12 protein-coding genes and 1 pseudogene are annotated in these 13,684 nt (G+C 34.0%); 12 read left to right on the forward strand and 1 reads right to left on the reverse strand.

Going from position 1 to position 13,684, the window contains the following annotated elements; genetic code table 11:
- Positions 1 to 28: 28 nt before the first annotated feature.
- From scpC to ACX9TM_RS09740, 9 genes and pseudogenes are all read left to right on the forward strand, one after another.
- On the forward strand, positions 29 to 1,543 hold the full coding sequence (gene scpC, locus ACX9TM_RS09700; RefSeq protein ID WP_000429812.1) for a succinyl-CoA:acetate CoA-transferase ScpC: 1,515 nt from the start codon (positions 29 to 31) through the stop codon (positions 1,541 to 1,543).
- Between the two features lie 238 nt (positions 1,544 to 1,781).
- A complete protein-coding gene (locus ACX9TM_RS09705; RefSeq protein WP_000701899.1) occupies positions 1,782 to 2,225 on the forward strand; it encodes a GNAT family N-acetyltransferase in 444 nt (147 codons plus the stop codon).
- A gap of 27 nt (positions 2,226 to 2,252) precedes the next feature.
- Positions 2,253 to 2,612 (forward strand): YunG family protein, encoded by a 360-nt coding sequence (locus ACX9TM_RS09710; protein ID WP_000342907.1) that lies wholly within the window; start codon positions 2,253 to 2,255, stop codon positions 2,610 to 2,612.
- A 53-nt stretch (positions 2,613 to 2,665) separates the two neighbouring features.
- Positions 2,666 to 3,991, forward strand: a complete 1,326-nt coding sequence (locus ACX9TM_RS09715) for a bifunctional S-methyl-5'-thioadenosine deaminase/S-adenosylhomocysteine deaminase (RefSeq protein ID WP_139256948.1) — start codon at positions 2,666 to 2,668, stop codon at positions 3,989 to 3,991.
- A 153-nt stretch (positions 3,992 to 4,144) separates the two neighbouring features.
- Positions 4,145 to 5,773 (forward strand): peptide ABC transporter substrate-binding protein, encoded by a 1,629-nt coding sequence (locus ACX9TM_RS09720; RefSeq protein WP_000823515.1) that lies wholly within the window; start codon positions 4,145 to 4,147, stop codon positions 5,771 to 5,773.
- Positions 5,774 to 6,116: 343 nt separating this feature from the next.
- Positions 6,117 to 6,917: a hypothetical protein gene (locus ACX9TM_RS09725; RefSeq protein ID WP_002164570.1), complete on the forward strand. Its 801-nt coding sequence runs from the start codon at positions 6,117 to 6,119 to the stop codon at positions 6,915 to 6,917.
- Between the two features lie 123 nt (positions 6,918 to 7,040).
- Complete coding sequence (locus ACX9TM_RS09730) at positions 7,041 to 7,421, forward strand: BA_1872 family lipoprotein (protein ID WP_000838922.1); 381 nt, start codon at positions 7,041 to 7,043, stop codon at positions 7,419 to 7,421.
- A gap of 328 nt (positions 7,422 to 7,749) precedes the next feature.
- A complete protein-coding gene (locus ACX9TM_RS09735; protein ID WP_002025623.1) occupies positions 7,750 to 9,795 on the forward strand; it encodes a class I SAM-dependent methyltransferase in 2,046 nt (681 codons plus the stop codon).
- 117 nt (positions 9,796 to 9,912) lie between these two features.
- Positions 9,913 to 10,188: pseudogene (locus ACX9TM_RS09740) on the forward strand (SPASM domain-containing protein); the annotation flags it as partial.
- A 117-nt stretch (positions 10,189 to 10,305) separates the two neighbouring features.
- Here ACX9TM_RS09740 and ACX9TM_RS09745 read toward each other — a convergent pair.
- The gene (locus ACX9TM_RS09745; protein WP_065382331.1) at positions 10,306 to 10,836 is read right to left on the reverse strand and encodes a GNAT family N-acetyltransferase; all 531 of its coding nucleotides are present in this window, start codon (positions 10,834 to 10,836) and stop codon (positions 10,306 to 10,308) included.
- Positions 10,837 to 10,980: 144 nt separating this feature from the next.
- Here ACX9TM_RS09745 and ACX9TM_RS09750 point away from each other — a divergent pair, with 144 nt between their 5' ends.
- The 3 genes from ACX9TM_RS09750 to ACX9TM_RS09760 all read left to right on the forward strand — a co-directional run bounded on the left by ACX9TM_RS09750 (position 10,981) and on the right by ACX9TM_RS09760 (position 13,677).
- Positions 10,981 to 11,679 carry a response regulator transcription factor gene (locus tag ACX9TM_RS09750; RefSeq protein ID WP_000414514.1) on the forward strand — a complete coding sequence of 233 codons (699 nt, stop codon included), beginning with the start codon at positions 10,981 to 10,983 and terminating at the stop codon, positions 11,677 to 11,679.
- Positions 11,645 to 12,745 carry a HAMP domain-containing sensor histidine kinase gene (locus ACX9TM_RS09755; RefSeq protein ID WP_171287436.1) on the forward strand — a complete coding sequence of 367 codons (1,101 nt, stop codon included), beginning with the start codon at positions 11,645 to 11,647 and terminating at the stop codon, positions 12,743 to 12,745. The genes ACX9TM_RS09750 and ACX9TM_RS09755 overlap by 35 nt, the downstream gene beginning before the upstream one ends.
- Positions 12,746 to 12,816: 71 nt before the next feature.
- Positions 12,817 to 13,677, forward strand: coding sequence for a M23 family metallopeptidase (locus ACX9TM_RS09760; RefSeq protein ID WP_065382332.1), 861 nt, complete (start codon positions 12,817 to 12,819; stop codon positions 13,675 to 13,677).
- Positions 13,678 to 13,684: the final 7 nt, after the last annotated feature.

Raw genomic sequence — 13,684 nt, forward strand, 5'->3', positions numbered from 1 at the left:
TGAATATTCAATGAGAGAGGGATTACATATGGAGAACAATTTAGATAGAATCAGAGATCAACGTCTAAAAGATCGGGTAGTTACACCTGAAGAAGCAGCTTCCTGGATTCAAAGTGGAATGACTTTAGGCTTAAGTGGGTTTACACGTGCAGGTGATGTAAAAGCAGTCCCATTTGCGCTTGTAAACCGAGTTAAGAATGATGAATCTTTTAAAGTAAATGTTTATACTGGGGCTTCTTTAGGATCGGATGTAGACAAATTATTTGCTGAGGCAGGAATTTTAGGGAAAAGATTACCTTTCCAAGCTGACGCTACTATGCGAAAAGGAATTAATAACGGAGACTTTTTATTTGTGGATCAACACTTGTCTCATACAGCAGAGTTACTCCGTGCTGACGTTCTGGATATAGATTTCGCTATTTTGGAAGCGGTTGCGATTACAGAGGACGGAATGATTATTCCAACCACTTCAATTGGAAATTCCTTAGCGTTTTCCTTAAATGCTAAGTCTATTATTATTGAAATGAATATGGCTCAATCCGCGCAATTAGAGGGGCTACATGATCTATATGAACCAGGTAAACAAGGGGAGAGGCTTCCAATTCCGCTTGTGAAAACAGATGACCGAATTGGAACAATCGGTATTCCAATTGATCCTGAAAAAGTAAAGGGAATTGTGTTTACGAATCAATTGGATTCGCCATCGACAATTGTTCCTCCGGATGAAGAAACTGTTATTATGGCACAGCATTTAATAGAATTCCTTCGAGAAGAAGTCAAAGTAGGCCGATTAACAAATCGTTTAGCGCCGTTACAATCAGGAATTGGTTCAGTGGCTAACGCCGTATTGCATGGAATGTTAGATTCAGAATTTGAAGATTTAGAAGTATATTCCGAGGTTTTACAAGATGCAGTTTTTGATCTTATGGATGCTGGAAAAGTCAATTTTGCTTCTTGTTGTTCTATCACGCTTTCTGAAGAGAAAATGCAACAAGTATTTTCTAACTTTGAAAAATATCGTGACAAATTAATGATGCGTCCACAAGAGATTTCCAATCATCCTGAAATTATTCGTCGCCTTGGATTAATCTCAATTAATACTGCATTAGAATTAGATATATACGGAAATGTTAACTCTACTCACGTTTTAGGTACAAAAATGATGAATGGTATTGGTGGGTCTGGTGATTTTGCAAGAAATGCTCGCCTAGCTATCTTTGTTACTAAATCGATTGCGAAAGGTGGTAACATTTCAAGTATCGTTCCTTTCGTTTCTCATGTAGACCATACTGAACATGATGTAGATGTTATCGTCACTGAACAGGGATATGCCGACTTAAGGGGACTTGCGCCAAGAGAAAGAGTGGAACTTATTATTGAGAATTGCGCACATCCAATGTATCGTGAACAGCTACGAGCTTATTACGAAGAAGCAAAAATAAGAGGTGGACAAACTCCTCATATTTTAGAAAAAGCTTTTTCTTGGCATACGAACTATGCTAAAAATGGAACAATGCTTGAAGCGGTAGTAGAAACTGTATAGGTTTGTATCGTACGAAATAGTAAAACGAATGAGTGAGCTTGAAGATTAAATTTTAGAAAAAGAGAACGCCAACTTTTAGGGATGGCGTTCTTTTTCTTTAAAAAAATTGTTGAAAATCGTACTGATTATAATAAAGATTTATAAAATCAATTTCTATTTTATGGAAATTAAAGGTTTTTTTGAAGTGCTTTCCGAATCAATTTAGTAGTGTACATATTGAAAGTGAGGAAAAAGAATCATGAAGATAAGAGAAGCATTATTAAGTGAAGCAAATGAATTAAGTGAACTCGCACTGCATTCAAAAGCAACGTGGAATTATAGTGAAGAATTCATACTTGCTTGTAAGGAAGATTTAACAATTACGGAAGAGTACATAAAAAATAATTTTGTATATGTTTTAGTAAACGATAATGCGAAGATTGGTTTTTTCTCATTTTTACGTAATGATAAAGCTCTCGATTTCTTGTACATTCATCCTCATTACAAAGGAAAAGGTTACGGGAAAATACTTTGGGAGTATGTAATAGAAAAAGCCAATGAACTAGGATTAAAAAGTTTTACAATTGATAGTGATCCGAATGCAAAAGGATATTACTTGAAAATGGGAGCACAGTTAATAGGAGAGACACCATCAACTGTCTTTAAGGGTCGTGTACTGCCTCTTTTGAAATATGATGTGTAAAACTATTAATAGTAGGGGAAGATTAGAATGGATGATGTAAAGGAAAAAAGAATATATGAAGCACTAATAAAATCGTGGTCGATTGAAACGAGTTCAAAGTGGACAATTGAAAACCCAGCAAAGGGACAATGTGGTGTTACAGCTCTTGTCGTTCAAGACATATACGGAGGAGAAATTAAAAAGACAAAAGTAAGAGAGGTATGGCACTTTTATAACTTTATAGATGGGCAGAGATTTGATTTTACAGAGACTCAATTCAATGGGAAATTGAATTATATGGATGAAAAGTCAAATCGGGAAGAAGCATTTGCAGATACAAATGAAAAGCAATATAACATTTTGAAGGGAAAAATAACGAAAGAATTAAAATTATCTTTTGACTCTTAATCTTTAATAAGTTACTATAATGGTGGTAACTTATTAAAGGGAACTTCATAGAGTTGAAAGGGGAAATACTTTTGAAAACAACTTATGTAAACGCTACAATTGTAACGATGAATGAACAAAACGAAGTGATAGAAAATGGATATATCATTGTAGAAAATGATCAAATTATAGATGTAAAGAGCGGAGAATTCGCTAATGATTTTGAAGTAGATGAAGTAATTGACATGAAAGGAAAGTGGGTTTTACCAGGGCTTATAAACACACATACACACGTTGTAATGAGTCTCTTAAGAGGTATTGGCGATGATATGTTATTACAACCATGGCTGGAGACGAGAATTTGGCCACTTGAAAGTCAGTTTACTCCCCAAATTGCGGTTGCTAGTACGGAATTAGGATTACTTGAAATGGTGAAAAGTGGTACAACATCATTTTCTGACATGTTTAATCCAATTGGAGTAGATCAAGATGCAATTATGGAAACGGTATCAAGGAGTGGAATGCGAGCTGCTGTTTCAAGAACTTTATTTAGCTTCGGAACGAAAGAGGATGAAAAGAAAGCAATTGAAGAAGCTGAGAAATATGTGAAGCGTTACTATAAAGAAAATGGCATGTTAACTACGATGGTTGCACCGCATAGTCCATATACATGTTCTACAGAACTGTTAGAAGAATGCGCACGTATTGCAGTAGAAAATCAAACGATGGTCCATATTCATCTTTCGGAAACAGAGCGTGAAGTACGTGATATTGAAGCACAATATGGAAAACGTCCAGTAGAATATGCAGCGAGCTGCGGATTGTTTAAACGCCCAACAGTTATTGCACACGGTGTAGTATTAAATGACGATGAGCGTGCATTTTTAGCAGAAAATGACGTTCGAGTAGCACATAACCCAAATAGTAATTTAAAACTAGGTTCTGGTATAGCGAATGTAAAAGCGATGCTAGAAGCAGGAATAAAAGTAGGAATTGCAACAGATAGTGTTGCGTCTAACAATAATTTAGACATGTTTGAAGAAATGCGCATAGCGACTTTATTACAAAAAGGTATTCACCAAGATGCAACAGCATTACCAGTTGAAACAGCTCTTTCTCTTGCGACAAAAGGAGCTGCGGAAGTAATCGGGATGAAACAAACAGGGTCACTAGAAGCTGGTAAGTGTGCTGATTTTATTACGATTGACCCGTCTAATAAGCCGCATCTACAACCAGCGGATGAAGTGTTATCACACCTTGTATATGCTGCTAGTGGAAAAGATATAAGCGATGTAATTATTAACGGAAAACATGTCGTTTGGAATGGCGAATGTAAAACGTTAGATGAAGAGCGTATTATATTTGAAGCAAGTCGTTATAAACGAGGTTTGCAAAGATAGATAATTATGTGGCAGTTGAAAAAGCTATCCTTTTAAAAGGATAGCTTTTTTCTTGAACGAATAAATATTCAAAAGAATGTCGCATCTTTCTGTTAGTATTTCTGCTATAATATATTACGCTTTATAATATTTTATATTTAAGGAGAACAACTCATGAAGCGAAAAAAGAGCCATTTAATGGTAATGGCACTTGTTACATCTTTATTATTAACAGCTTGTAATAATAAAGCGAATAAAAGTGATACAGAGGTTAAAAAACAAGTGTTAAATGTAACAGTATCAGAAGAAATTCCTTCTCTGGACACTGCGAAAACAATGGATGGTACATCAGCCCACGTTATGCAGAATATATTTGAGGGGTTATATGTATTAAATGATCAAGATCAGCCTATTCCAGCAGTAGCAAGATCGTTTAAAAGAAGTGAAGATGGTAAGAAATATACATTTGATTTGCGTAAAGATGCAAAATGGTCAAATGGAGACAGTGTGACAGCAAATGATTTTATATTTGCATGGAAACGTGCAATTAATCCTGAAACGGCATCTCAATATGCATACATGCTCTTTTATGTGAAAAATGCAAAAGAGATTAATAAGGGAACAATGCCTCTTGATGCACTTGGGGTTAAAGCAATAAATAATTATACGTTAGAAGTTGAACTCGAACAGCCAGTTCCGTATTTTTTACAGTTGTTAGCACTACCTATATACTTACCACAGCATGAATCATTTTTGAACGAACAAGGAAACAATTATGCATTGGAACCTAGTAATCTCATATATAACGGTCCATTTGTATTAGAAAAATGGAAGCATGAACAAGAGTTTCAATTAAAGAAGAATGCTACATATTGGGATCGAAAGAAAGTGAAATTAGACGAAATAAACTTTCATATCGTAAAGGATACAATGACAGCTGTAAATTTATATGAAGCCGGAGATTTAGATCGAGTACCTATTAATTCGCAAGTTGTAGACAAGTATAAAGGGAATAAGGAATTACATATGTCGAGTGATCCTGGAATTGCTATGCTTCGTTTTAATGAAAAAAATAACGCGTTAGCAAATAAAAAGGTGCGTCAATCTATTTCATTAGCGTTAAATAAAGATGATTTCGTTGCTCACTTTATTAATAACGGAGCAAAACCTGCAAGTGGACTTGTACCAGTTGGTCATGTAAATGAAGTGACTGGTAAAGATTTTAGAAAAGAAAATGGAGATATTTCCTCATATGATTTGCAAAATGCGAAAAAACTTTGGGAAGAAGCGAAAAAAGAGCTTGGGGTAGAACAAGTAAACCTAGAGTTCTTAACGTTCGAACAAGATAACGCAATACGTATGGCAGAATATATAAAAGGTGATTTAGAGAAGAATTTGCAAGGGTTAACGATACAAATTAAACAACAGCCATTTAAGCAAAAATTACAGTTAGAACAAATAGGTGATTACGATATAACTATGGCAAATTGGGGACCTGACTATAAAGACCCAATTAGTTATTTAGAGTTATTTACGACAGGGAATCCGAATAATAAAATGAATTATTCTAATGTTCGTTACGATGAATTAATAAAGAAAGCGAAAACGGATTTTGTACTAGATACGGAAAATCGATGGAAAGCGTTGCGAGAAGCCGAGCAGGTATTATTAGAAGATGCTGCGGTGGCGCCGCTTTATCATATTGGCTCAGCATATGTACAAAAGGATTATGTAAAAGGAATTGAAAAGCATCAATTTGGTGGTATTTATACTTATAAGAATGCTTATATTGCTAATGAATAAATACAAAAAACCTTACTTTTTAAAAGTAAGGTTTTTTTACAGAGGACCGGGAAATCCTTTGGTGGTGTTCCTAGCATATAAAGAAGAGAAGTGCAAAATTGTAGTTACACATTCATAAGAAGTTGCAACAAATAATATTGAGCAGTTTGTTTAAGTAAAGAGAAGCATAGAAATATAGCATACAAGGAATAAGGGAATGTAGTACAGATCAGCATACAAGCATTTTCTTTCTGTAACTATGTTTGTTTTTAATTATATAAAAAAATATTAGGTTATATATTTTGTCCTTGGTATACTTAAAAGGTAATTTGGGGTATTAAGATGAATTGATAGAGGTGTTTGTGTGGAATTATTTGAGTATTATAAAAAAAGGGGGCGGTTTAAGTGTTTAATTGGGACAGGGATTTTTCTCTTTGGATTATATTGTCTGTATAATAGTTGGGGTGATGTTAATTGGGGAGAAATAATATTTATGGTTATAGCTTCGTTTGTTTTTGGGGGGATTGGATTTTGGCAATTAAGAAAAGGGAACTTATTAGAAGAGAATATAGCTAAAAATGATTTGAAGTTTTGGGATATTGATACTTATGTTTTACTAGAATTACCTCAAAATAATAAACATTACGGTTTATATACTCCCGATGGGGCCTATATAGTAGGAACAACTATGGTTTCAACTGATATAATTTCTTCAAAATTACCTTTTTTAAAAAACAAGCAAGTTATTGGATTGGAAGCAAAGGATGGGGAAACTCTTGCATATTTTCATAGTGAAGTTGAAAACTATGATTGGGCTATTTATGACTCAAATTATAATTGTGTAGGTATGTTTAAAGAAAATATGATACAAGGATTTGGAATGGTACGTGGTTCTTTAATGAATGAAAAAGAGATAAGACTTTCTGAAGTAGAAGTTGAATTTGATTTTTTCGAAACTTCTTTTCGTACAATGGATAACCGGATATTAATAAACTGTAAAAGAGGATATATGCCTTTGGAATGGAGCGAAAGATTCGGATTAAATGTACCTATTATTAAATTAGGTAATAATATTTCTAATGCTGAAAAGATATTTGGTTTAGGGGTTCTTTTCTATATTTTAGAAACAATTAAAGTAAGAAAAAGTAGGGTTTTTAATGATTAGAGTTTCAAAAATTATTTAAAAAAGAAATTGAAGAAAAGCAGTGATTCTTTTTAGGTGTTGGTGTTTTTGAAATAGTTAAAGAATGAATCTTAATTCACATATACATAAAAAAGGGGAATTTCTATGAAATCATTACGTTTATTTATGATTCTCACTCTTGTTGTATTGTTAAGCGCGTGCAATACAGCGACACAAGTTACAAAGGTTCAAAAAAATGGCGAAACGACTTTAAAAATTGGTTCTCTGCAAGGGTATTACGATGTACAAACACTTAAAGCTGAAAAAGGAAATGTGGAAATCCCTTATGAAGCAGCTGTTGAAGAAGGTACGATTTTATTACAAGTTACAAAAGATGATAAGGTTATTTATGAAGAAGAAATCACTTCTCAAAAAGAAGGTTTGCTTTCTTTTGAAGCTTCAAAATCCGGATCATATGATTTAATTGTACGCGTGAAGGGTGAAAAAGAGAAAGCAAAAGAAATTCAAATACATACTAAGCTATGAAAAAACGGTAAGTGGAGTGCACCCGCTTGCCGTTTCCATTTTCAGTTGATTCTGTCACAACATATGTTTATCAATTTAAGAGGTGATCTTCCGAAATTCCTAATGAAGTTAAAATAAGAGATCAACAAAAAATATGTTACAACCTTGGCGTGGTAGTAACGGAATTTATAACTCTCTTTTACACGATAAAAAGACTGGGTTTGATACATTTTTATTCGAAAGAGATGTAGATGGTAAAAAGCAAGTAGTAGTATTTAGGAGAAGGGACATAAGGTGATGCTCTTTTTGGAGAAGGTGTACTAGATCTTACTACCGATATTGATTATATATGGGGGGAAATAAGTTGAAAAGCATTGAAGTTCTAAATACATATATTGAAGGGAGTTCTGTTTCAATCCCTACGTGGTTAAAGCATCTAATTGAGGCAGAGGAGATACATCAAAATTATGAGAATGTACAAGTACTTGGTGCATTAAAAACAGATGCGGTGTTGTACTATGTACACCGTACGCTGCAAGTGTTGGATGGACTGTCTTTAGATGAAGAAGCATATCGTATTATTGAAAAGGTACTAACGTATAGTGAGCTTGCAAAGGTAGGATCTTTAAAACAGCGGGAGCAATGGAAGAAAAAAGGGATTAATCTATTGGTACATAACGAGGGTTCTGCTGATATCTTTAGTGATATTCAGTTTATTGAACGTGTAGAGACAAACTTAAACTCTACTGAGTATTTGTTTATTCAAGATTTAATTAGAACACATGGATTAATCGGGCAGTATATACGCGGGGAGGCTCGTTTGGACTCTCATGTTGATTTAATTAACACATATAAAGAAGAATACGGAGACGTTAGGTTAAAGGAGATTCTATACTATCTTAACCAATGCATTATTGAGGGCGTATCAAAAGCTTTGTGGAGTGAAGTGAAGAACGATGTGAAGATTACAATTGATGGTCTGTTTGATGGTTATATGGAGCCATTTACTTCTCGTATACATAGACTCACGCCAAAACATAAGGAGTCAGCATTTGAAAAAGATATAATTATGGGGAGCGAGAAGAGTGACGTTCAAACATTCCTATCTAATAAGGATTTGTGGTATGTAGAACCTTCTATGCATGCTCTTAGCTTTGAGGATATTTGGACAGTTTTTGTTATGTTAAAGAATGAGATAGGCACTAGAAAAGTTCAGCATATACATTTCGAGAAATTGATGCAGCAGCTACATTATGATTTCAAAGGCGAAAAAAAGGACAACGTGTATCGTAAGCGAGTTATTGAGAAGTATCTACGGGAGTACCGTGAGAACGAGAAACCGAATACAACGCATGTTTCTTTTCAGGTTAAAGTCGATGAAGATATGAAGACTGCGTATGTGTCGTTTCGGTTTTCTGCTGTAGGTGAGGCGTTAATTACCTTCTGTGTAGAGGCAGAAAAGATAGATATGATGCATGCTCGGGCAAATGTGCTGCTGTTTGATTTCTTCGGGTTACGAAAGGATGCATATGATAGATTCCATAACGAAGAAGTGTATCTGGAGCATATGAATAGCTCGGCTGATGATAAACGAATTATTCTTGATTATATAAAGGGAGATACGATTGTAGATGTCGGAGCCGGTGGTGGTGTCATGCTAGACATGATTGAAGAAGAGACCGAGGATAAACGAATCTACGGTATCGATATTTCCGAAAACGTGATTGATACGTTGAAAAAGAAGAAGCAGAACGAGGGGCGTTCTTGGAACGTCATTAAAGGGGATGCAATCAATTTAAGCAGCTCATTTGAAAAAGAATCGGTTGATACGATTGTATATTCTTCTATCCTTCATGAGCTGTTCTCTTATATCGAGTATGAAGGTAGGAAATTTAATCATGAAGTAATTAAAAAGGGGCTGCAGAGTGCTTATGAGGTGTTAAAGCCAGGAGGCCGTATTATCATTCGTGATGGCATCATGACCGAAGATAAAAGGTTAATGCGGGTGATTCGTTTTAAAGATGCAGGCGGAATGAAGTTCTTAGAGCAGTATGTCCAAGAATTTAAGGGGCGTATAATCCAGTATGAGGTACTTGCAGACAATACAGTCAAAATGCCTGTTAATGATGCAATGGAGTTCTTATATACGTATACTTGGGGTGAGGATTCCTTTGTTCATGAAGTGCAGGAGCAGTTTGGAATTTTTACGCCAAACGACTATAAGGACTTCGTAAAGGGTATCTTTGGAGATAAAGTAAATATCGTTCAAGCTATGAACTATTTGCAGGATGGATATACAAACCATCTTAGCGAGAAAATCGAGTTTACAGATGAGTCTGGGAATGCTGTTACGCTACCAGATAGTACGTTCTTTATGGTTTTAGAAAAGAGGTAATGATGTTGAAAGACTTTAAAAATATAATTTTAAGAAACTTAATTTAATAGTCTTCAGTTAAATAGCGTATTTTTAGAGTAATGAAAAATTCCTAATTTCTTAACTTTATACCGAGAAACATATCCAAGTGGGGTATTGACGATTAAAACCGGGAATATTAGAACAAATTCGCTAGCTGAAATCTATCGAAACTCCCCTGTTTTTCAAAATCTTCGTAATCCTGACAAGTATAAGGGAAAGTGTGGTGTTTGTGAGTTTCGATATGTTTGTGGGGGATCTCGTTCTAGAGCATATGCAATGACGGGGGATTATATGGAAAGTGAGCCTTTCTGCGTATACGTACCAAAAGCATTGCGAAAACAGAAAAAGAACATAAAAAAGGGCTATGAGTAAAAGCTTACTCACAGCCCTTTTTTAATGTTTTATAATGTATAGTACTTCGCATCCGTCATTAAAAATTCGCTACCTATAACTGTTGTACTGAAACAAGTTTTTTACACATGTATTCTACTAAACCGATTTTAATAAAGAATAAAAATTCGTATCATAGGGAATGTCATCTTGATACATATAATTTTTTAGAACTCCTTCTTTTTCAAAACCTAGTTTTAATAGCACTTTATTGGAAGCTTCATTTTCAAGAAATACAATTGCCCCAATCCGCTTTAAATGAATCGTATGGAAACCGTATGATATAACCTCAGAAACAGCTTCAGTCGCATATCCTTTTCCCCAGTGTTCAGGCAAAAAGGCATAACTTATATTGGCTCGTTTATGCTCAGAAGACCAATCGTGAAAACCAATGGTACCGATGAGTTCTTTCTTGTCTTTTAATTCGATTCCCCATTTTATACCGTTTCTTGCATTGTAACTCAACTTAAAGTTATGAATGATTTGTTTCACTTGATTAACATCTTGTAACGGTTTTTGGCCATAATAGCGCAGTACATTAGTATTAGAAAAGCATTGTAGTATACGCGGTGCATCTTCTTCGGTAAGTTCTCTTAAAATAAGTCTTTCAGTTTTTAATAAAGGAAACATATTTTCGCTCCTTTTCACATGAAAATAGAATGTATTTGTTATTATATAATTTAATCTGAAAATAAAGATTATTCAAGGTGTAAGGGTAGATTTGATTTATGATAAACTTAGATGTGGAATATATTTCAAAAAAGAGGTTTGGAAATGGAAAAAAATTCGATATTAATTGTAGATGACGATAAAGATATTATTCAATTTATTAATGTGAATTTAAAACAAGAAGGTTTTAAAGTTTTTAGTGCTCATAACGGAGAAGAGGCTTTAGAAATAATAAATAATAACAGTATTCAACTTGCTATTTTGGATATTATGATGCCTCAAATGGATGGTATAGAACTTTGTAGAAGGATTAGAGAGAAACATAGTTTACCAATTATGTTTTTAAGCGCGAAATCATCGGATGTAGATAAGGTAATTGGATTTAGTACTGGGGCAGATGATTATATTGTGAAGCCGTTCAGTACAATTGAATTTATCGCAAGAGTGAAAGCTCAATTAAGAAGGTATACATATTTCAATCAAAATGCTCCCCAAGTAATGGAAAAGAAAATAAATATTAGAGGTTTAGAAATAGATGAAGTGTCGAGAACAGTAATGTTATATGGAGAAAGAATCAATCTTACGAAAACTGAATATGATATTTTTCACTTAATGGCAGCTGCAAGGAATCGTGTGTTCACAATTGAAGAAATATATGAGAGCGTTTGGAACGAAAGAGCCTATGAAAGTAATAATACAGTAATGGTTCATATTGCAAGATTGAGAAATAAAATTGAAGAGAATCCAAAAGAACCGAAGTTTATTCAAAATGTTTGGGGAGTCGGATATAAAATTGAAGATTAAATCATTACAAGGCATTAGAGCTAAGTTTTTTATCGCATTCATATGTAGCATCTTGTTAGCGACTGTAAGTATAATAGTGTTTCAAATTTTAGTTGGAAATATATATAGTCATGTTACTGCATTAGAAGAAAAATATTCATTTTTATATTTTATAGTTTTTTTGATTTTTACTACAACATACTTTGCATGTATGACAAAAACACTGATGAAAAGGTTGTCTCAAATTAACAAGAACCTGAAGGAAATAAGTGACGGTAATTTTGAAATACATATACCTATTTTGAAAAATGACGAGATTGGTGAACTAGCGGCAAATGTTAATAGAATGGCGAAAAGCTTAAAAGAGTCTATCGAGAATGAAAAAAAATCACAGGAAATGAAAAATGAAATGATTAGTAATATTTCTCATGATTTACGAACGCCAGTAACATCTTTAATCGGTTATGCGGACCTGTTAGGAAATAAACTTCATTCGAATGGAGAGGAATGTGAACAGTATGTAAGTATATTAAAGCGAAAAAGTTATGAATTAAAACATCAAATAGATGATTTATTAGAATACTGTCAAATAAATTATAGAGAGATTGAATTACATAAAGATGAAGTAGATATGAAAGCATTAATTGAACAAATCATGATTGACTTTGTACCACAATTAGATGATGCTAATATGAGCTTTTATATTAAAAGTGATGAAGTGCTGCATGTAGAAGTTGATGTAGCACTTATAGTGAGACTATTTGAAAATGTAATAGGTAATAGTATTATGTATGGAAAAGATGGAAAGGAAATTGCAATTGAAATTTCCAATAAAACAATGAATGTTGAAGTAGAAATTAAAAATTTTGGACAATGCATTCCGAAAGAGGACCTTCCTTACGTTTTTGAGAAATTTTATCGTAGTGAAAAATCACGTAGTTCTCATACGGGCGGGAAAGGAATAGGACTTGCAATTTCAAAAAGTATAGCCGATCTCCATCAAGGGGATATCACTGTACGTAGTAACGATAAAGAAACAGTTTTTACTGTGAAATTACCGCAGTATAAAAAAGTAAGAAAGTCGTAAGTATTTCTTTTATATGTTGTAATTTTTACTTTGTATCATTGAGAAAAAGGATATGAGAGTAGGGATGCGACATGTGGAAGAAATTTTTATTAGTAATTATAGTTTCTTTTTTAATTATAAGTTGGATCTTAGTTTATGTAGCTAATGGTGTTACATCAGTTTTTGTTTGGTGGAGTATTCAGGCTTTTAGTTTTATTTCAGTTTTCCTTTTGGTAGGATCAGTAATAATATTTTTTTGGAAAGGCATTTTTAGAAAACGGATAGATAGAACGCTATTTTTAATCATTCTGTTTTCTATCATTGGAGCTTGGCCTGTCGGTTGGTTTGCTAATATAGGTAGAATTGCTTATCCAGCAGATATACAATCTATGAGTCCTAAAGCAGTAGTTCGTTTTCCTTTGAATGAGCGAGCATTAATAGGTTGGGGTGGTGATCGGTTAGAAATGAACTATCACGTTATAAAACCAAATGAAAGGTGGGCATATGATATTCTCATTCCACCTGCTGAAGTGAAAAGTAGTAAGTTAGAGGATTACGGAATATATGGAGCGAAAGTAATGGCACCAGCTTCTGGGACGGTTGTATCAATTAATAATAATGAACAAGATTTAGTTCCGGGATCGGATAATTTTCAGTCAATGGCTGGGAATCATATTTATTTACGACTAGATGAAACGGGCACATTTTTAATTCTTGCCCATTTAAAGAAAGGATCAATTAATGTGAGAGAAGGACAACATGTAAATGAAGGAGAATTTCTTGCTCAAGTCGGTAACTCAGGAAGTTCAAGTGAGCCGCATTTACATATTCATCATCAAAGGCAAGATCCGTCCAAGGTAAGTATGTTTTTTGCGGAAGGATTGCCACTTTACTTTCGAACTGAAAATGGTGTCATGATGCCGGAAAGAGGGACATACACAAGTGGTAACTAGAAGAAAA

Source organism: Bacillus sp. LH1 (assembly GCF_057924895.1).

Coding starts and splice junctions, on each gene's coding strand:
- scpC (WP_000429812.1), top strand. CDS start 29: ATGGAGAACAATTTAGATAGAATCAGAGATCAACGTCTAAAAGATCGG.
- ACX9TM_RS09705 (WP_000701899.1), top strand. CDS start 1,782: ATGAAGATAAGAGAAGCATTATTAAGTGAAGCAAATGAATTAAGTGAA.
- ACX9TM_RS09710 (WP_000342907.1), top strand. CDS start 2,253: ATGGATGATGTAAAGGAAAAAAGAATATATGAAGCACTAATAAAATCG.
- ACX9TM_RS09720 (WP_000823515.1), top strand. CDS start 4,145: ATGAAGCGAAAAAAGAGCCATTTAATGGTAATGGCACTTGTTACATCT.
- ACX9TM_RS09730 (WP_000838922.1), top strand. CDS start 7,041: ATGAAATCATTACGTTTATTTATGATTCTCACTCTTGTTGTATTGTTA.
- ACX9TM_RS09735 (WP_002025623.1), top strand. CDS start 7,750: ATGGGGGGAAATAAGTTGAAAAGCATTGAAGTTCTAAATACATATATT.
- ACX9TM_RS09745 (WP_065382331.1), bottom strand. CDS start 10,836: ATGTTTCCTTTATTAAAAACTGAAAGACTTATTTTAAGAGAACTTACC.
- ACX9TM_RS09750 (WP_000414514.1), top strand. CDS start 10,981: ATGGAAAAAAATTCGATATTAATTGTAGATGACGATAAAGATATTATT.
- ACX9TM_RS09755 (WP_171287436.1), top strand. CDS start 11,645: ATGTTTGGGGAGTCGGATATAAAATTGAAGATTAAATCATTACAAGGC.
- ACX9TM_RS09760 (WP_065382332.1), top strand. CDS start 12,817: ATGTGGAAGAAATTTTTATTAGTAATTATAGTTTCTTTTTTAATTATA.